This is a genomic window from Paenibacillus sp. EPM92 (assembly GCF_016586185.1).
Classification (GTDB): domain Bacteria; phylum Bacillota; class Bacilli; order Paenibacillales; family NBRC-103111; genus Paenibacillus_G; species Paenibacillus_G validus.
Genome location: NZ_BCPS01000065.1, coordinates 1 through 17511, shown reverse-complemented (window position 1 = coordinate 17511; position 17511 = coordinate 1). Strand labels below are relative to the sequence as shown.

General features: G+C 57.0%; 16 protein-coding genes. 1 reads left to right on the top strand and 15 read right to left on the bottom strand.

What is annotated here, in order from left to right; all coding sequences use genetic code 11:
* The 13 genes from JMF85_RS13555 to JMF85_RS13495 all read right to left on the bottom strand — a co-directional run bounded on the left by JMF85_RS13555 (window position 1) and on the right by JMF85_RS13495 (window position 10809).
* The gene (locus JMF85_RS13555; RefSeq protein WP_127608495.1) at window positions 1-705 is read right to left on the bottom strand and encodes a diacylglycerol kinase; all 705 of its coding nucleotides are present in this window, start codon (window positions 703-705) and stop codon (window positions 1-3) included.
* Window positions 702-1277: an rRNA maturation RNase YbeY gene (gene ybeY, locus JMF85_RS13550; RefSeq protein ID WP_054797345.1), complete on the bottom strand. Its 576-nt coding sequence runs from the start codon at window positions 1275-1277 to the stop codon at window positions 702-704. Before ybeY ends, JMF85_RS13555 begins: the two co-directional genes overlap by 4 nt.
* A complete protein-coding gene (locus tag JMF85_RS13545; RefSeq protein WP_127608494.1) occupies window positions 1274-3571 on the bottom strand; it encodes an HD family phosphohydrolase in 2298 nt (765 codons plus the stop codon). The genes ybeY and JMF85_RS13545 overlap by 4 nt, the downstream gene beginning before the upstream one ends.
* A gap of 20 nt (window positions 3572-3591) precedes the next feature.
* Entirely contained in the window at window positions 3592-4554 is a 963-nt protein-coding gene (locus JMF85_RS13540; RefSeq protein WP_127608493.1) for a PhoH family protein, read from the bottom strand.
* Window positions 4555-4592: 38 nt separating this feature from the next.
* Window positions 4593-5783 carry a sporulation protein YqfD gene (gene yqfD, locus JMF85_RS13535; RefSeq protein ID WP_306439325.1) on the bottom strand — a complete coding sequence of 397 codons (1191 nt, stop codon included), beginning with the start codon at window positions 5781-5783 and terminating at the stop codon, window positions 4593-4595.
* 13 nt (window positions 5784-5796) lie between these two features.
* Window positions 5797-6075, bottom strand: coding sequence for a sporulation protein YqfC (gene yqfC / locus JMF85_RS13530; RefSeq protein ID WP_054797344.1), 279 nt, complete (start codon window positions 6073-6075; stop codon window positions 5797-5799).
* A gap of 278 nt (window positions 6076-6353) precedes the next feature.
* Window positions 6354-6866 carry a hypothetical protein gene (locus JMF85_RS13525; RefSeq protein WP_201318382.1) on the bottom strand — a complete coding sequence of 171 codons (513 nt, stop codon included), beginning with the start codon at window positions 6864-6866 and terminating at the stop codon, window positions 6354-6356.
* A 37-nt stretch (window positions 6867-6903) separates the two neighbouring features.
* Complete coding sequence (gene floA / locus JMF85_RS13520) at window positions 6904-7899, bottom strand: flotillin-like protein FloA (RefSeq protein WP_127610808.1); 996 nt, start codon at window positions 7897-7899, stop codon at window positions 6904-6906.
* 16 nt (window positions 7900-7915) lie between these two features.
* Complete coding sequence (locus tag JMF85_RS13515) at window positions 7916-9313, bottom strand: NfeD family protein (protein ID WP_201318381.1); 1398 nt, start codon at window positions 9311-9313, stop codon at window positions 7916-7918.
* Between the two features lie 157 nt (window positions 9314-9470).
* Window positions 9471-9914 carry a GatB/YqeY domain-containing protein gene (locus JMF85_RS13510; RefSeq protein ID WP_201318380.1) on the bottom strand — a complete coding sequence of 148 codons (444 nt, stop codon included), beginning with the start codon at window positions 9912-9914 and terminating at the stop codon, window positions 9471-9473.
* A 12-nt stretch (window positions 9915-9926) separates the two neighbouring features.
* The gene (gene rpsU, locus JMF85_RS13505) at window positions 9927-10100 is read right to left on the bottom strand and encodes a 30S ribosomal protein S21 (RefSeq protein ID WP_010491812.1); all 174 of its coding nucleotides are present in this window, start codon (window positions 10098-10100) and stop codon (window positions 9927-9929) included.
* Window positions 10101-10228: 128 nt separating this feature from the next.
* The gene (locus tag JMF85_RS13500) at window positions 10229-10573 is read right to left on the bottom strand and encodes a histidine triad nucleotide-binding protein (RefSeq protein ID WP_054798584.1); all 345 of its coding nucleotides are present in this window, start codon (window positions 10571-10573) and stop codon (window positions 10229-10231) included.
* A gap of 26 nt (window positions 10574-10599) precedes the next feature.
* The gene (locus tag JMF85_RS13495; RefSeq protein WP_127610688.1) at window positions 10600-10809 is read right to left on the bottom strand and encodes a hypothetical protein; all 210 of its coding nucleotides are present in this window, start codon (window positions 10807-10809) and stop codon (window positions 10600-10602) included.
* A gap of 109 nt (window positions 10810-10918) precedes the next feature.
* Here JMF85_RS13495 and JMF85_RS13490 point away from each other — a divergent pair, with 109 nt between their 5' ends.
* Entirely contained in the window at window positions 10919-12838 is a 1920-nt protein-coding gene (locus JMF85_RS13490) for an FAD-dependent oxidoreductase (protein ID WP_201318379.1), read from the top strand.
* A 195-nt stretch (window positions 12839-13033) separates the two neighbouring features.
* Here the strand turns inward: JMF85_RS13490 and JMF85_RS13485 are convergent, their stop codons facing one another.
* Together JMF85_RS13485 and JMF85_RS13480 are read right to left on the bottom strand one after the other, a co-directional pair.
* Complete coding sequence (locus JMF85_RS13485; protein ID WP_236595854.1) at window positions 13034-15226, bottom strand: stalk domain-containing protein; 2193 nt, start codon at window positions 15224-15226, stop codon at window positions 13034-13036.
* A 134-nt stretch (window positions 15227-15360) separates the two neighbouring features.
* A complete protein-coding gene (locus tag JMF85_RS13480) occupies window positions 15361-17265 on the bottom strand; it encodes an SbcC/MukB-like Walker B domain-containing protein (RefSeq protein WP_201318393.1) in 1905 nt (634 codons plus the stop codon).
* Window positions 17266-17511 lie beyond the last annotated feature (246 nt).

The following is a 17511-nucleotide window of genomic DNA, read 5'->3' as shown; positions in this document are numbered from 1 at the left end:
TTAGAAAATCGTGTATAAATAAAAGCAAAGCAACGTGATGAGGCTGCCTATCAAGGCTCCCAGCAGCTGCGAGGCGAAAGATCTCCGCCGTTTATCATATAACACGAGCGAGAGCACGATAGCGAGAAAAAAACCTAGCAGCGATGCGAGCGTATCCTCGATGCGGTATGCAATCAGCGTCGCAACGGCGAAGGCTACCGCGCTGAGCAAGCTCGGCTTCACCCAGGTGCCCTTCTCCGTGAACCGCGTCTGAATGACGATTACCGTCAGAATAACCAATGATAGCAAAATCCATACCGCGCCTGCGGTCAGCGCATGGCCTTCCATGGCGCGACCGGTCCGCAGCAGCCGGTCGATCGGATCGTAGAACACGACCATGCCCGTAACAACGGCAAAAGCCGCAGTCACCAATACCGCGGCTGCAGCTACGTCTTTGGCGATTTTGGCGAGCGGATGGATGTCCGGCATCGCCAGATCGACCGACTTCTCAATGGCGGTATTGATGAGTTCCGTCACGATAACGAGCGTCACCGCAAGCAGAATGAACAAGACGTCCGTTTTGGAAAGACCGAAAAGCAAGGCAAGCACCAAGGCCAGAAACGCTAGCGTGAAATGAAATTTCATGTTGCGCTGGGTGGAGAGCGCATATTTGACGCCTTCGTACGCGTACCGGAAGCTGCGCTGCCATTTGACCGGCTGTCTCACCGGGTCAAGCCCGCCTGCTGCAAGATCGCTTCCTGCTTCGCAAACATTTGCTTCTCTGCCCCTTCGTCCTGATGGTCGTACCCGAGCAAATGGAGGAAGCCGTGCACGAACAGGAACCCTAGCTCCCGATCGACGGAATGGCCGTACTCTTCGGCTTGCGCCACAGCCTTTTGTACGGAAATAATGACGTCTCCGATCGGCTCCTCGAAGCCTTCTTCCTCGTCGTCCCCTTCGTCCGAAGCATCGTCTTCATCGGCGTCCGAATCCGCACCGTTGCCGATGAATTCGAATTCCTCTTCGTCGTACTCCTCGTCGCCGTACACGATCTCAATCTCATCCTCGCCCATCTCGAGCATCGAGAAGGAGAGAACGTCCGTCGGCTTATCCAGTCCGCGGTACTGTTTATTCAGCGCTTGAATCGCCGCATCGTCGACGAACGTTAACGTCACTTCGCCGTCCGATACCTGCTCGGCCTTCCCGGCCAGCCGCAGCAGCTCTTCCAGCTTCCGGACCAGCTCCGGGCTAATCTCGATATGGTCTTGCTCATTGCTAAACGATAATCTCAAACTCATGGGTCCACCTCTTTTTTATTCTCGTCCGCTTTATTCTCGTCCGCAGCCTTGTCTTTGTCTTTACGAGCTTTTGGATCTGCCCGCGTCACTTGAACGTCGGCCGGATATTCGATTCTGGAGTGAAAAATACCGAGCAGCGTCTCGTTCAACGTTCTCGCAATTTGATCGAGCTCTTTAATCGTCAAATCGCATTCATTGAATTGACCGTCGTCCAATCGGCTCTTGATAATCTTGCGAACCATCGAATCGATTTGCTCCACGGTCGGATTCCGCAGCGAGCGGACAGCCGCCTCGACGCAGTCGGCGATGCCGACAATCGCCGCTTCCTTCGTCTGCGCATTCGGTCCCGGGTAGCGGTAGTCCTTCTCCTCCGGCGGTTCTTCGCCCCGCTCTTCGGCTAGTTTCTTCGCTTTGTGGTAAAAAAACTGAAGCAGCGTCGTGCCGTGATGCTGCTCGGCGATATCGCGAATCGGCTTGGGAATATTAACATCCTTCAACATTTCGGACCCGTCGCGGGCATGAGCCACGATAATGGACTTGCTGAGCGCCGGATCGATTTTGTCATGCGGATTTTCGATATTCGTTTGATTCTCGATAAAATAGCTCGGTCTTTTCGTCTTGCCGATATCGTGATAGTACGATCCGACCCGGCACAGCAAGCCGTCCGCGCCGATCGCTTCCGCGGCGGCCTCCGACAAATTGCCGACCATCACGCTGTGATGATACGTCCCCGGGGTCTCCGTCAGCAGCTTGCGCAGCAGCGGATGGTTCGGATTGGACAGCTCGACGAGCTTCAACGGCGACAGAATGCCGAACGCCACTTCGAAGAACGGGAGCAAGCCGATGACGAATACGGCGGTCAGCAGCCCGCTGCCAAGGGCGAACGAGGCCGCGAAGATGGCGGCGCGTTTGGACTCCTGCTCCTCGAACAACAGCAAGGCGGCAACAAGCGCCACCGCGAACACCGAAACCATCATGCCCGCCTTGAGAATCGACGAGCGCTGGCTCGCCCGCTGAATCGAGAAAATCGCGGCGAACGACGTGGAGAATGTCAGCAAGCCGTAGCGGAAGTCGAACGTTTGCACGTGGTCGGAGTTGAAAATGATGCTCGCCATCACGCTGAACAGCACGGTTGCGATAAACGCCAGCTGCGGGTTTAACAAAATCGTGATCAGCATCGCTCCCATGGCTGTCGGTGCCAAATACCCGATCATCGGGTAGTCGAGGTTCTGCATCATCGAGAACACTTTCATAAACGTAACCGTCAAAAATAAAATGAGCACGAGCATTAACAGCTGCACGTTGTTATACTTGATCGGCAGCGCGCTTTGCCGGACGTACATATACAGCGCAAGTCCGCATAAGGAAACGAAAATAAACAGACCGAGATGAGGCCAATACGAGCGATCGTCTTTCAACAGCTCCAGCGCAGCCAGCCGCTGATAGACGTCTTCGGTAATTTTATCACCCTTGGCCACGAGCACCTCGTTCTTGTTGATAAAAATTGGCTTCACATTGTCCCGGGCGTGGCCTTTCGCTTCTTCCGTACCTTTCTGATCGTAGAACTTGTTCGGCGTCAGCGCCGCCCGCACCAGCTCCTGCACAATCTCCCTCGCGTTGTTCTTCGACAAGGTCGAGGCGTTAACCAGCTCCGCCACTTTCGCCCGGCCCGGCTGCGCCTCCAGCAGCTGATCCGTCATCAGCCGTGATACGATTTCTTTGGCGACCGGCTGCATTTGGAGTAAATCATCCTTGCTCAGCCGCGGAATTTTATAAAACGCTTCCTCTGGAATCCGGTACTGCTGCTCGTCGAAATCCTGGCGCATCTCGGCCAGCAATTCGGGACTGTACTGCCCGCTGTCCTGAAACTGCTTCAGCTGACGGTACAGGTGGTCTTGAATAAGCTGCGGAATGACCGTTTTGTAAATGTTCACTTTATCGGCTGTGGACACGTCCGCGTCGGCATTAATTTGCTGCAGCTTCTCGAAGACGGCTTCAAGCGCCATCTCGTTTTTCAACGAAACGATTTTGTAAACAGGCTGCACTTTCGCAGCCGCCTCTTCCTTGGCCTTCTCCGTGGCTACTTCATTCAATATGGCGCGCGGCGCCAGAATGTCTTTCTCGGCGACGGCGTTCAGCGTGATATCGTAGGTTTGCGGGACAACACGGTGCAAAAGCGCAAAGTAAAAAAAGACGGCTAGCGCCAAAAACAGAAGAAAGCGCACGATGGCGCTATATCTCCAGCCGGCAAGCCGATATTGGTATTTGCCCCGAATGGAAACGCGATTGCTCATGATGAAAGGTCAGCCCTTTCTCAGCCTTCTTTGTCTTCATTATAGGCTACGATGATTTTTTGCACGAGCGAGTGACGAACGACATCCTGTTCGGCGAAGGTAATAAATCCGAGCTCTTCGATCCGGCCCAGGATCCGTTTCGCTTCCACAAGACCCGAAGACTTGCCGCGCGGCAGGTCGATCTGGGTGACGTCGCCGGTAATGACCATCTTCGACCCGAAGCCGAGCCTCGTCAGAAACATTTTCATCTGTTCCGGAGTCGTATTCTGCGCCTCGTCCAATATAATAAAAGAATCGTCAAGCGTTCTCCCCCGCATGTAGGCGAGCGGCGCGATTTCGATCAATCCGCGCTCCAGCGACTTCAGCACCTGCTCGGGACCCAGCACGTCGTTAAGAGCATCATACAACGGGCGCAAATAAGGGTCAACTTTTTCCTGAAGGTCGCCCGGCAGAAAACCGAGACTTTCTCCCGCCTCGACGGCAGGGCGCGTCAGCACGATCCGCTTCACTTTGCCCTCTTTCAGCGCGGCTACGGCGAGAACGACGGCGATGTAGGTTTTGCCCGTCCCCGCAGGTCCGATCCCGAAGACGATATCCTTCTTCTTGATTTCGTTTACATACTGCTTTTGCCCGATCGTCTTCACACGAATCGGCTTGCCTTTGTGCGTAACGGCGATTTCGCCCTTGAACAGATCCAGCAGCTGATCGGCCTTCATCTCTTTGGACAAATCCAAAGCATAAATCACGTCGCGCTCGGTCAGCACGTACTGGTTTCGGATCAACTCGAGCAGTACCGCAAATAAATGCTCGAGACGCGCGGTTTCGGCGCTCGCGCCTTGAATGACGATCTCCGCTTCGCGCGTAAAAATGGACGCCTGCACTTCCCGTTCAATCAAGTGCAGAAACTTATCCTGCGGCCCGAAAAGCGCCTGGCCCTCGGACGGATTTTTCAAAGATACTTTCACCGTTGTCGCTTGTTCCATCCAGTTCTCCTTCAACGATAACCGTTCGTCATATGAAATTAAGGCACAATCGGTTGTTCAACCGCAATTGACTCCTCGACTTCCAAAAGCACTTCCATATAAACTTTACCATTCTCCGCCTTCTCATGCAAAATTTTTTCGGAAACGACCCTTGCGCCCCCGCCCGCAGCAGACAATATTTGTGCTTTCGCCTCCGTCAATCCGACGCTCGACGCCTCCTTCGGATCGATCGGCTGCTCCTGAAGCTCCACTTCCATCACCTTCTCGCTGAGCCATCCGATCGGCAGTGTGTAGGAGCGCCAACTGAGCGTTTTGCGTTCCTGAATCGTTTCCGTCTGCCCGAACGGCACTTTACCGTACCCGGACACCTGCACCCCGCGGCTGCCGAGGACCAAGTAAGAGCGTTGTTTACTTTCGCCCGTGTAAACTTTATATTGACGCACGAGCGGCACTTCGACCGTCGGTTTGTACCAGACCACACCTTTGACGGTGCCGGAAGCTACGACCGTTTGCTGATGGAGCTCGTCGCCGATCATGCCGGATATGAGGATGTCTCCTTTGCGCACATACGTATTCGGCTTAACGGCGGGACGTCCCTTTTCAGCAAAAATCTCCGTCACAAGCGCATGCTTCGAGGCCACCAGATGCCGCGGATTCATCAGCGGCGGCTTCTCCGGAATCGTCGCTTCGACGACCTTGATCACGACATGCGTACCGCGCACCTCAACGCCGATCCAAGCTGCGGCCGGCAGCTGACTCTGCATCGCCCGGGACAGCTCGGAAGGCTCCTTCAGCTTAAACTTCCACTGCAGCCGGTACACCCCCTGCTGCTTGGCCGCCTGCAAAATTTGTTCGGTTTGAATCGTCTCGTTGCCCTCCACGCGAACCTGCAAGACGAGCTGGGAAAGCAAATAAATGCCGATGACGAAGCCGAGCAGCCCGATGGCGAAAAATTTGCGCCTCTCGAGCTTGTCCAGCCAAAACGGAAAGCCGCGTTTTTCCTTGATGCGAATCAGGGAGCCTGTCTCTTTCAAGAGCGGACGAAGCCGAAAAAAATCGGGCACGGTGACATATAACGAAATCCGCTCCTTGTCCAAATAACGGATGTCCCAGACGGACATCCTTTTCTGTGATAAGCGGTTAACCAAATGCTCCAGCTTGCCTCCGGTGACCTCCAGATGAACAAAGCCGCGCAGACGGTAAATTAACGAAGCTTTCAAGACTCTCATCCCCTTTCCGGCTCTAGGACATATATTTGATATCTCGGATTTTCCCTTCAATCATCACTTCATCAGGCAGGATCGCGCGAATCACCAGATCGGAGCCGTCCACTTCAAGTTTTCCTTTCGCCAAGGCCAATTTCAAAGAATCGCTGGAGAAGTGAAGGACGCCCCGATGATTTTCGATATAAAGCTGCATATTCCCGATCATCGTAATGCGGGGCAGGTCCATAGCGACGTCCTGAGGCAGGTCGAGCAGTTTTGCCGTAAATTGATTGATTTTGTGAGTCAGACTGCGCATACTTAACCTCCTCCGGTAGCGGGCGCTTTGCAAAATAGCGGAAGATCACGGGCTATTTACACGATATGCCGGGGAATCGAAATTATGACGTCGGGCTGGGAAAAAGAGTAAATGACCCGGCCGAAATCCAGGCCGAAATATAGCTAGGAAGCCTGCCCGCGGAACCGGGGATGCGCAGTTTCGCGCAGGAGGCTTGAACTGCGCCAACGCCAAAAACCGCCGCAAGCGATGAAGGACAACCTTCATCGCTTGCGGCGGTTAGATGTAAGCCGGTTCCGCTAACGCCGATAAGGACGCTTAGCGCGCGGCGGGCCAAGAATTTCCGCCCAGAGGACGCCGAGCGCCGCGTCTTCCGGGCGCAGCGGACCGGGCGCTGAAGCCGGCTCGGCGGCTCCCGCCCCGCCGGTGACGCGTTCGCCCAAGCCGCGGCCCACGGCTAGCGGGCGCTCCCGCCGCTCGCGCTGAGCCGCGTACGGGTCTTCAGCTGCGGCCTGGCGCTCCGCAGACTCGCGAATGACGGGCGGCTTGTTCGCGTGTCCGCGCGTGTCTGCACGCTCCGCAGAAGCCGCCTGCGGCTGCCCAGGAGCCGCCTTGCGCATCGGCCGGGCGTCCGAACCTTTCGGCCAGCCGGAACCTCCGCCCCCGAAGGGCGGCATGCTTGAAACCGGCTTGCCGGGCGATTGCGGCTTAGCAGAGTTTCCTTGCTTCATCTGTTTGAACAACGAGCTGAAGACGAAGAAAACAATCGCCACAACGATCCAATTTTCCAATAAAAAATTGATGATGTTCACGGGTTATTCACCGCCTTTACCGCACGTCGCTCCCGCTTCACGCGTCCTCGCCCTGTTGGCCGGGGTTGTTGTTCATTTTGCCGAGACTGGAGCGCATTTGCGTATCCGCATCGATATTTTTCAAGTTCATATAATCCATGACGCCAAGCTTGCCTTCGCGAAGCGCTTCGGCCATCGCAAGCGGCACTTCGGATTCGGCTTCGACCACCTTGGCCTTCATCTCGACGACCTTCGCTTTCATTTCCTGCTCCTGCGCGACAGCCATCGCGCGCCGCTCCTCCGCCTTCGCTTGGGCGATGCGCTTGTCGGCTTCCGCTTGCTCCGTTTGAAGGTTGGCGCCGATATTTTTGCCCACGTCGACGTCCGCAATATCAATGGATAAAATCTCGAATGCCGTACCGGCGTCCAATCCTTTGCCAAGCACGGTGCGTGAAATCAAGTCGGGATTTTCCAGCACGTCCTTATGCGAGCCGCTGGAGCCGACCGTCGTGACAATGCCTTCGCCGACACGGGCGATGATCGTCTCTTCCCCGGCGCCCCCGACTAACCGCTCGATATTGGCGCGTACCGTCACTCTGGCGATAACCTTTACTTCAATCCCGTCCTTCGACACGGCCGATACGGTAGGCGTCTCGATAACGCGCGGATTGACGCTCATTTGCACGGCCTGCAGCACGTCCCGTCCGGCCAGATCAATCGCCGCCGCGCGTTCGAACTCAAGATGAATGTTCGCGCGGTGTGCGGCAATCAGCGCATTGACGACGCGATCGACGTTACCGCCCGCCAGAAAGTGACTTTCCAGCTGGTTGATCGTCAACTCTATTCCCGCCTTCGTCGCTTTGATCATCGGATTGACGATGCGGCTTGGTAAGACGCGGCGCAGGCGCATCGCGACCAGCGTGATAATGCCGATCCTCACTCCGGACGCCAACGCGGAAATCCACAACATGACCGGCACAAACGTGAAAAACACCGACAGCGCAATAATGACCACAACCGCTAAAAATAAAACCGAAATCAAACTCGTATCCATGAAACACAACGCCTCCTTATTGTTTTACTTCCTTCACAACGATACGCGATCCTTCGACGAACGTAATCGTCACCGTCCGGTTGGCGGGTATAAATTCACCATCGGCGACGACGTCGAGCCGCTCTTCATCGAAGACGGCCGTCCCCGCAGGCCGAAGCGGCGTAACCGACGTGCCGGTCTTGCCGACCAGCTCGCGCCGGGTAACGACGGAAACGTAGCCTTCTTCGGTCGTCAGCTTATCGCGCAAGATGAACCGGTTCCAAACGCCGCGGTGCTGGAAGATTTTCACGACAATCGCTACAACGACGACGGCCCCGAGGAACGCGATGCCCAGATTCAGCGCCGCCAGCTTCATGTTATAGGCCGACAGCACGACGCCGCTGAATAGACAAACCGCTCCAAGGAAGCCGAGAATGCCGAAGCTGGACACGAAAATTTCCAGTATAAGCAGGAATATGCCGGCAATAAACAGCGCCACGTCTTCCACCCCCGCAAATCCAGCGATATAATGCCCGAAAAAGTAAAGTCCAAACCCTAAAATACCCAGCACGCCTGCGATGCCGAAGCCTGCTACAAGCATTTCGATGGCGATCCCGGCGATGCCGATCAACAACAGCAGCACGGACACCCAGGGGAGCGTCACAAAACGCGCCACCTGCTCCGCAGCGCTTGCTTCAATCGTGACGAGCGGATGATCCGCGCCGCCGATAAAGCGCACCACTTCCTGCACGTCGGCGGCCATCGTCTCGGCATAACCGACCTTCACGGCCTCTCCCGCCGTAAGCGTCAAAATTTGCCCTTTCGGTACTTCGCGTCCAAGCTCCGGCAGCGAAAGCCCGACCTGTTTATCCACCATCGCCTCGGCGACTTGCGTATTGCGGCCGCGCAGCTCCGCGGCGGCCTTCATCTGCCCCGACCAATACGAGACGACCTTCACGTTCTCGATCTCGCTGCCGGTCCCGTCCACTACGGCGGCCGCTCCCATGGAACTGCCGGGCTCCATGGCGATGCGGTTCGCATTCAATGCGATATACGCGCCGGCCGAAATCGCTTTCCCCCGCACGTAAGCGATTGTCGGTATCGGACTTTCTTTCACGAGCTGCCCGATATGCTCGGCCGATTCCACGCTTCCTCCGAGCGTATCGATGTCCAGAATGATGTGCATGGCGCCAAGCTCTTGCGCCTCGGCAAACGCTCTTTGCATAAACCGTTCAAGCCCGCTTTCGATCGTCCGATCCACCGGAATGACGACAACCGGGGCGGCAAGCGGCGGTGCGGACGGAGCTTGCGGTACGGACGCGGCGTGCGCACCCGGCAGCAAGCATACGAACGCGACGCCTGCCACAAGCGCAAGCCATAGGATCAACCTGCGGATGAAGCACGGTTCGCGGGTTTTATCGGCTGCTGCGTACATAGGCTAGCCTCCTTCGATCAGGATGAAATATGCCCTATCGGAAAGTAATACGCAAATGTTCGGCATTTGATTCGTCCGATACGCATTATTCGTTCGAAGATACCCTTTCAGGTTAAAAAAAAGAAACACTCCAATACTGGAGTGTTTCTCCGGGTCGTTAGTTTAATAATTGTTGAACGAACTGATTGACGACTTTACCGTCAGCTCGTCCTTTCACCTTCGGCATCAACGCGCCCATGACTTTACCCATATCCGCTTTTGAAGAAGCCCCCACTTCTTGGATGGTCTGCTGTACAATGGCTTTTACTTCTTCATCGGAAAGCTGTTGCGGCATGTATTCCATCAATATGGCAATCTCAGCACGAAGGTTTTCGGCCAAATCTTGACGACCGGCCTTCTCAAATTCTTGGAGGGAATCTTTGCGCTGTTTGACTTCGCGATTCAAAACGTCAAGAACTTCTTGTTCCTCTAAGGTTTTACGCTGATCTATCTCAATGTTCTTGATAGCGGCACGAACCATACGGATTACGGAGAGTTTAAACTTGTCTTGACTCTTCATCGCGAGCTTCATGTCTTCGTTCAATCTGTCGCTTAAGCTCATCGATTAAGCCCCCTAGAACTTTCTCTTGCGAGCAGCCTCAGACTTCTTCTTGCGCTTAACGCTAGGCTTCTCATAATGCTTACGTTTCTTGACCTCCGCCAACACGCCATCTTTAGCGATGGAACGCTTAAAGCGGCGAAGTGCAGCATCTATCGTTTCGTTCTTGCGAACTCGAGTTTCTGACACCAGTTTTCCCTCCCTCCGAACAGACCGTCCAAGACGAAAAAAGACATTCATCAAATTTCATTATAGGCCAAAAAATATACAGGTGTCAACCTATATACGGAAAGTCTTGCGAGCAAAGAAAACACGCTTTATTTTCCGTTTAATGGCCCCAGCTTTTCGCCTGCCAGCAAGTGATAATGAATGTGGTAGACGAGCTGCCCGCTGTCCGGGTTGCAGTTGTTAATCAGCCGGTAGCCGGTCTCGGCTACGCCTTGCTCCTTGGCGATTTGCTGGGCCGCGCGATGCATATCGGCGATCAGCGGCAAATCCTCCGCCGCCGCGTCGTTCATCGTCGGAATATGCTTCTTGGGAATGATCAACAGATGCACCGGCGCTTCCGGTTTAATGTCATGAAACGCGAGCACGCGCTCGTCCTCATAAACTTTCTTCGAAGGCAGCGTTCCTTCTACGATTTTGCAAAAAATACAATCCAATGACCTACACCCCCGTCCTATCCACTTTATATCGCTTCTATCATATCGAATTTTTGAAGAAAAATCCAACCGCTCGCCGTAACGCCGGCAGACCCGCGATACTCCCTTGCCCATCCATGCATGGAAGAATAACGACTTTCCTGCAGCACGGTCCCGCTCGGTCCTGCAAGCCGTTGCTCCAGCTTCCCGAAATACGGCTGCATCGCGCTTCTCAAGCTGTTGGCGTGTCCGAACATAAAATTAGACTCAGAGTCTAAAAATGTATAGGAACTTTGGCGAAGTTGTCATATAATAACGGTATAACCTTTCTCCTGAAACCAAGTCCAATACAAAGGAGGCCTGTACATGAGCCGATTCATGCGCGCGGCCACACGTAAAAAGCGGGAGCATCTGCTTGAGGTCGCCATTCGGCTGTTTATCGAACGCGGATACGAGCAGGTGTCCGTCGACGATATTATTGCAGCGACTCGCACGTCGAAGGGAACGTTCTACCATTATTTCAAAGGCAAAGACGAAATATTGTTGGACTTGCCGCGCAAACTAATCACGATTATACAAGCTTGGTCGGAACGGAAACCGACTCAAGTTCCGTCCCTGGAGCACCATATTAACCGGCTGCTGCTCGAGCTTGCCGAGCAGGTCGCCCCGTCTGCGCGTTTGCTGCGAAGCTGGATCGCGCTCTCGCTCCAGAACGACAGTCTAAAATCGGCCATGGAGGAGCTGCAGCAGACGCTGTACCAGAGCCTGCTGCGCTGGCTTCCGGAGCCCGGCAAAACGAACGCTCTCGTATCCGCCTTCTTCGGCACGCTGCTGCTGTGGTGTTCGCGGGACGACGGCAGCGATTTGCCAGCCGCCATGCGGTCGCAGCTGATCTGGGTTTGGGAAGGCATACGGCATACGGCGGAAGAACGAACCGCGACGCTGGAAGAGGAACCGAAAGGAGAATTTCATATGCAAGTGGCGATTATCGGAGGCGGACTGGCGGGATTAACCGCGGCCGCTTATTTATCGGAGCAAGCCGGAATTCGAGGCGTGTTGTTCGAGCGCAGCCCGCAGCTCGGGGGGCGGGCTTTTACTTATGAGAAAGCGGGATTTACTTTGAACTACGGCGCACATGCCATTTACGGCATCGATCGGCACAAATTGAGCGTGATGGAGCGCGAGCTCGGCTTATCGTTCAGCTCCAAGCAGGTCGATAAACGGCACGTCATGTACGCCAAGAACGGACAGTTGACCCCCGCTCCGCTCGACTTCGTCAATTTGCTGCGGACGGAGCTGTTGAACCCGATGCAGAAGGTGCGTTTCGTCGGGGAAATATCGGCGATCATCGCCAATATTCACAATGTGCGGAACTACCCGACCTTGGGCGATTATTTGGCCGAATCGGATGCAGACGAAGATGTCAAGGAGCTGTGGGAGCACCTCGTCTGCTCCAACTTCTTTATTACGCCGGAAGAGGCCCGCAAGGTGCCCGGGCCGGTCATTAGCGACTATTATCACAACCTGTTCCTCTCCACCCGGCCGGTGAACTACGTGCTCGGCAGCTGGGCCGTCATCACCAACCAGCTGAAGCAGAAGATCGAAGTGTCCCGCCGCTGGGACATTTCGCTGCAGGAAGGAGTCGAGAGCATCCGGTATGCCGACCAGCAGTTTATTCTGAAAACAAAAAACCGCGAGGTGGCGTTCGACCGCATTATATTTGCCATGCCGGTCCAGCAGGTGTGCAAGCTGCTTAAAGGGACGCCATGGGAGCCCTTCCTGGCGCCGTACGAGAACAATACGGCTACCGAAGTAATGGTGTACGATGTCGGGTTGAAGGAAGTGGTCGCCCGTCCGTTCAGCTATATCAGCGACATGGACAACAAGCTGTTCATCAGCGACGTGTCCGCGACCGACCATACGCTCGTTCCCGAAGGCGGCCAACTGCTTCAGGGAATCGCCTACTTGAACGACGCCTTCGCCGACGAAACGGAGCGCAAAGCGTATTTGGACAAAAAGACGCAGCAGATGGAAGCGTTGTTCGACCGGTATTATCCCGGTTGGCGCGAGGCGACAGAGGTCAAGCGCGTCTCCAAGAAGGCGATGGTTGCCAGCGTGAAGAACATCGCCGGCAACCGGCTGCTGCCGACACGGCTAGAAAGCGTTCCGTTCCATTTCTGCGGAGACGGCTGTCAAGGAAAAGGGGAGCTGGCCGAGCGCGCCTTCTCCACCGCGAGACAAGCGGCCAAAGCCATTATCGACGAGCTGGCCGCGGTGACGGTATAACGAAACAAAGACTGCTTTCCGGGAGAGATGATTCTCCCGGCGAGCAGTCTTTTTCCGTTTAATCGATGTATCGGACGGCGCAAATCAATAGAGAGGCACAATTCGGAATAGCAGCGTGGGAGTAAAGAAAAACGGGCTTCCCCTTGGCCGGATGGATTCCGGCCGGGGAAGCCTTGGGCAAAGACTTACCGGTACTTAAACCAGACGGCCCCACAGGTCGGCAAGCCGGCCAAGCTGATCTTTGAACCAGCCGAACCAGACAGCCGTTCGGGACGGCGCGCCGTTCGCCGATCGTTCCGAAGCACTCGGCGTCAACGTAGACACGGCTGACGCCGCTGTTACTTTCACCGCTTCGCCGGGGAAGGCGGCTGCCGATTTACCGTCCATCCGGATCGTTACCGTCCTTGTTTCGCCGTCCCACCCGACAACGCCTCCGAACGCCTCGCCGACGAAGCGCGCAGGAACCAACGTGGCTCCGTTCACAAGCTGCGCCGGCATCTCAAGCTTAACGGGCTTTCCGTTCTTGTAGGCTTCTCCGCTGCCAATGGCGATCGAGACGGTCGTGCCGCCTTTGGTCGCCGTTGCCGTCTTCGCAGCGGCGTTCCAGTCGACTTTTGCGCCCATTGCTTCGAAGATGGCGCGAACCGGCGCAAGCGTATTGCCCTCGCGAATGACGGGGGGCTGCTCGAAGTCGACGTCCTTCCCGTCGATCGACACCGAGATTCCGGACGTGATCGGAAACGACCGGGTCGCCGCCTTCTTGCCGGCATGATTGTAGATCCCGAGCTCCAGCACAGAGCCTTCCGGCACATCTCCCGCCTTCAGCTCGATGCCGTAAGGCGGGGAGGTTTGGGTTTGTACGAGCCGGCCGTTCACGGCATACTCGATTTTACCGATATAAATATCCGGAATTTTGACGAACGGGGTAATCAAAGCCCTCTTATAAATCGCGACGCCAGCGGTCAAAGGCACTTGACCGGATGGCTCGGGCGGTTTTGCCGCGTTTTCGATGTTCGTTAAGTAAAACGGCGGCTCGATCAGCTTCCTGTACAAGCTGTACATGGCGTCGTTGTCGCGCAATAAGTAATTGTTCTTGCTTTCCTTCATCTCCAGGTTGACGTTGAAGTAGGTGATCGCCTTCAGTCTCGGATACTTATACGGCATAATCCCGTACAACCGCTGCAAGTTCAGCGTGCCATATTCGGTGAAAGACTCTTGCGGAATATTCGCGTAATGGCTCACCGCCGTTTCGCTGATCATGAGCGGCTTGCGCTCGGCGTATGTGCGGTACAAGTAATCGAGCCGTTCGACCGGGCTTGTCGCCTGCATATTGCCTTGCTTCGGATCGCCGTTCTCGTACGGCTCGCTGTACAAGCTGACCCCTACCCAATCGACATAATCGTCGCCGGGGTAATACGCATCCATCGAATACATCGGCACGTCGCCGGGGCTCCAAACCATCGCCACGTTCGGCGCTTCCTGCTCCATGATGTCGTGAACCATCCGGAAATTGCGGATATATGTATCCGGATCGCCGTGCCAGGGCACCCAGTTGCCGTTCATCTCGCTGGCGTAACGGAGAAAAATCGGAATGCCCGCCGCTTTCGCTTCCCGCGCCCAAGCCCGCACGACCTCGTCGGTCACCGCGTCCAGCCCGTTCATCGGCTCCCAGGCGATTTGCAGTCCGGCACCGGCCTGCTTCGCACGATGGGCGTACTGCTTCGGGAACGGCTTGCCGACCTGCGTATACGCCAAATATAACGCATGCTTCTTGCCGTAGAACGACTCCGAGCGGTCGTAGTAGTTCAGCATCTTCGGGTCGCGCTCCGTGTACATTCCGATATACATGCCGTATTCGGGCTCGAACTTGGACAGTTTGCCGCTCGCAGGCAGCGCCCGCTGCCGAAGCGCTTCGGTGTCGGCCGTGGATATGTACGCTTCGACGGTCGTCCGGATTTGCTCCGCACGCTGCAGGTCGACCGCGCCCCAGTCTTTGCCGTCCTTCAGCCAATACTCGTTCTCGCGTTCATAGTAAGCGATGGCTTTCTCATAATCGCCGATTCCGTCAAAATATTGGTTCAGCTTGCCGCTGAACAACGCTGCGCTTTCCCAGTCCCCGGCGGACACATAATGGTCTGCCAAAAACTCCCAATGCGGCACAGCCGCTGCCGGGTTACCGGACGAAACGGCGGCATCCGCCGCTTTCCAGCGGTCCCAAATCGCATCGGCGTAGGCCGGCGCGGATCCGGTTACCAACAGGCCGATACCAAGCAAGGCGGACAGCGCTAATTTCGTAAAATTGGCGGCGGTTCGCCGGACTGCCCCCATGCGATATGTTGCTTGATCCCGCTTCCTGATTCGCATAGGCTGATCTGTTGATCGGTCCATCGTTCGTTCCCCCTTGTGCTCGTGACATGCCGCCGGCCGCCGAAAGCATGTCACGCCGATAACGTGTCCATATGGATATCTCTACCTATGCACGGCCGGGTATGTTTATGCGTGATGAAGCGCCGTGCCGACACCTACATCGTTTCCAGCGTCACACGGCTTCCACGGCCCCCCGGTTCTGCAGGCTGGACGACCAGCCGGCGCGGCAGCCGGGCTCTTAATTCCGGCACGTGACTGATGACGCCGACCGTTAAGTTATCCAGATGCAATTTCTCTAATGCGGTAACCACCGCATCGAGCAGTTCCGGGTCCAGCGTCCCGAAGCCTTCATCCAAGAAAAAGAATTCAAGCGGATATTCGCCCTTCAATTGAATTTGGGTGGAGAGGGCGAGCGCCAACGACAGCGATGTCAGGAACGTTTCGCCCCCCGACAATGTCGTGACCGGGCGTCTGGTACCGCCGTTCGCGTCGTCGCGGATGACGAAGCCGCCGCCCGAATCGACCTCGATGGCGTATTTGCGGCGGGTCAACTGACCTAACCGCTCCGAAGCCGCCCGGCTGACATGCATCAGCTGCTCCTCGGCCAAAAATTCGACGAAGGCATTGCCGCGCAGCACGCTTTGCAGCTTGCCAAGCAGCGTCAGCTCCGCCTGCAGCGCAGCGCGCTTCTGCTCCAGCTCCAGCCAACGCCCGTGCTTCGCCCGTACGTCTTCGCAATCACGTTCCGCTTTGGCGCTCGTCTGCAGCGCCGCTTCATCCTCGGCTTTGCAAAGCGCCAGTTCCTGCTCCAACGCGTCCCAAGCTTCATCCGAGACGTGACGGCCGGCGAGCGCTTGTTCCAGCTCTTGGCGGCGGACCGCCAGCTGATGCTCCTGCTTGCCGTGCGCCTCCACCTCGGCCGCCCATTCGCCGCGCTGCGCCTCGGCGATCAGCGCGTCCTCCACTTCGGCCGCAGAGGCGAAACCGGCGGCGAGCGACTGCTGCTCCCACTCGCTCTGGGTCTCGCGCTCCAGCGCAGCCGCCGACTGCTCGGCTTGCACAGCTGCCGCCGCTTGCGAAGCCGCCGACTGATGCGCGGCCTGCGCTTGATCGCGCAGCGACGCCGCCGTCGCCGCATCGGCTCGCAGCTTCGACAGCGCGCCATTCGCTTCAAGGGTCAGCTTGTTCGCGTCGCCGTCGCCGACGAGCGCAAAGAGCCGTTCCTGCCGCTGGCCGATTTGGCGCTGCAGCGCTTCCTGCTCGGCCGCCGTCCTCACCGCCAGTTTCTCGGCGTCGGCCAGCTCCTTGTGCAGCTGCTCCAGCCGGACTTGCTGTTCCTCGAGGAACGTAACGCTTTTCGCCAGCCGCTGCCGGATTTCTTCCGCTGCCGCATCCGAGCGTTCGAGCTGCCCGGCTAACTCAGGCAGCTGCTCCGGCTCCCATTCGGCGTAAGAGGCTTGCCATTGATCGCGCAGCCGGCTTCGCGTATCCGTCCATTCCTGCGCTTTGCGCGACTCGGCGTCTACGAGGCTCTGGACGCTTTGCAGCCGCGCTTCAAGCTCTTGTCGGCGCTTGGCCGATTGCCGCCGGTCTTGAAGCAGCGTTTGCCAGCTGCGTTCCAGCGCCTCGATTTCCCGTTCGAGCCCCTGCGTTACATCCGAATGGGCGGCGAGCGCTTGCTCGAACGCGGCCGTTGTCCGGACTTCCGCCTCCTCCGCTACCGCGGCGGCGGCTTCCAACCGTGCCTGCCCCGCCTCGCGCAGCTTCAGGATCGACGCCGGCGTTTCGGCTGCCGGGACGCCGTCCGCTACGGCTTGCTGCGCCCATTGCTTCTCCAGCGATTCCAGCTTATCCAGCAGTCGTCGCGCATGAAACCGGCCTTCGCGCAGCTCCTGCCGGCACGCCTCAAGCGCTTCCGGCGACACCTCGCCTCCGTCAGTCGCAGCAGCCGTCCCGTCACCGCCCTCCGGGCGATGGGAGGCCGGGTTCGGGTGCTCGGTCGAACCGCACACCGGACAAGCACCGCCGTCGTGCAGATGCGCCGCAAGCGCCGCTGCCATCGCCTCCGCTTCCGCCGCCTTCAAGCGAGCCCGCACGCGTTCGCCTTCCCGTGCGGCGGCTTGTTCCAGCAAGGCCATACGGCGCTCGCCTGCTGCCGCATCGTTATGTAAAGCCATCAAACGTTCCGCCCACTCCAGCGTACGCCGCTCTCCGTCCCGCTCCTGCTCAGCGAGCTCCTGCAGCAGCCTCCGCTGCTCCTCCGCTTCCGCGGCCCGCGCAGCCGCCGCGGTCTGCCGCTCGGCGGC

Bases quoted from the DNA above. Each gene is read 5' to 3' on its own strand.
- JMF85_RS13485 (WP_236595854.1), bottom strand. From the start codon at position 15,226: ATGGACCGATCAACAGATCAGCCTATGCGAATCAGGAAGCGGGATCAA.
- yqfD (WP_306439325.1), bottom strand. From the start codon at position 5,783: ATGAGAGTCTTGAAAGCTTCGTTAATTTACCGTCTGCGCGGCTTTGTT.
- JMF85_RS13515 (WP_201318381.1), bottom strand. From the start codon at position 9,313: ATGTACGCAGCAGCCGATAAAACCCGCGAACCGTGCTTCATCCGCAGG.
- yqfC (WP_054797344.1), bottom strand. From the start codon at position 6,075: ATGCGCAGTCTGACTCACAAAATCAATCAATTTACGGCAAAACTGCTC.
- JMF85_RS13490 (WP_201318379.1), top strand. From the start codon at position 10,919: ATGAGCCGATTCATGCGCGCGGCCACACGTAAAAAGCGGGAGCATCTG.
- JMF85_RS13540 (WP_127608493.1), bottom strand. From the start codon at position 4,554: ATGGAACAAGCGACAACGGTGAAAGTATCTTTGAAAAATCCGTCCGAG.
- JMF85_RS13480 (WP_201318393.1), bottom strand. From the start codon at position 17,265: ATGGCAGCGGCGCTTGCGGCGCATCTGCACGACGGCGGTGCTTGTCCG.
- JMF85_RS13510 (WP_201318380.1), bottom strand. From the start codon at position 9,914: ATGAGCTTAAGCGACAGATTGAACGAAGACATGAAGCTCGCGATGAAG.
- JMF85_RS13495 (WP_127610688.1), bottom strand. From the start codon at position 10,809: ATGTTCGGACACGCCAACAGCTTGAGAAGCGCGATGCAGCCGTATTTC.
- JMF85_RS13545 (WP_127608494.1), bottom strand. From the start codon at position 3,571: ATGAGCAATCGCGTTTCCATTCGGGGCAAATACCAATATCGGCTTGCC.
- ybeY (WP_054797345.1), bottom strand. From the start codon at position 1,277: ATGAGTTTGAGATTATCGTTTAGCAATGAGCAAGACCATATCGAGATT.
- floA (WP_127610808.1), bottom strand. From the start codon at position 7,899: ATGGATACGAGTTTGATTTCGGTTTTATTTTTAGCGGTTGTGGTCATT.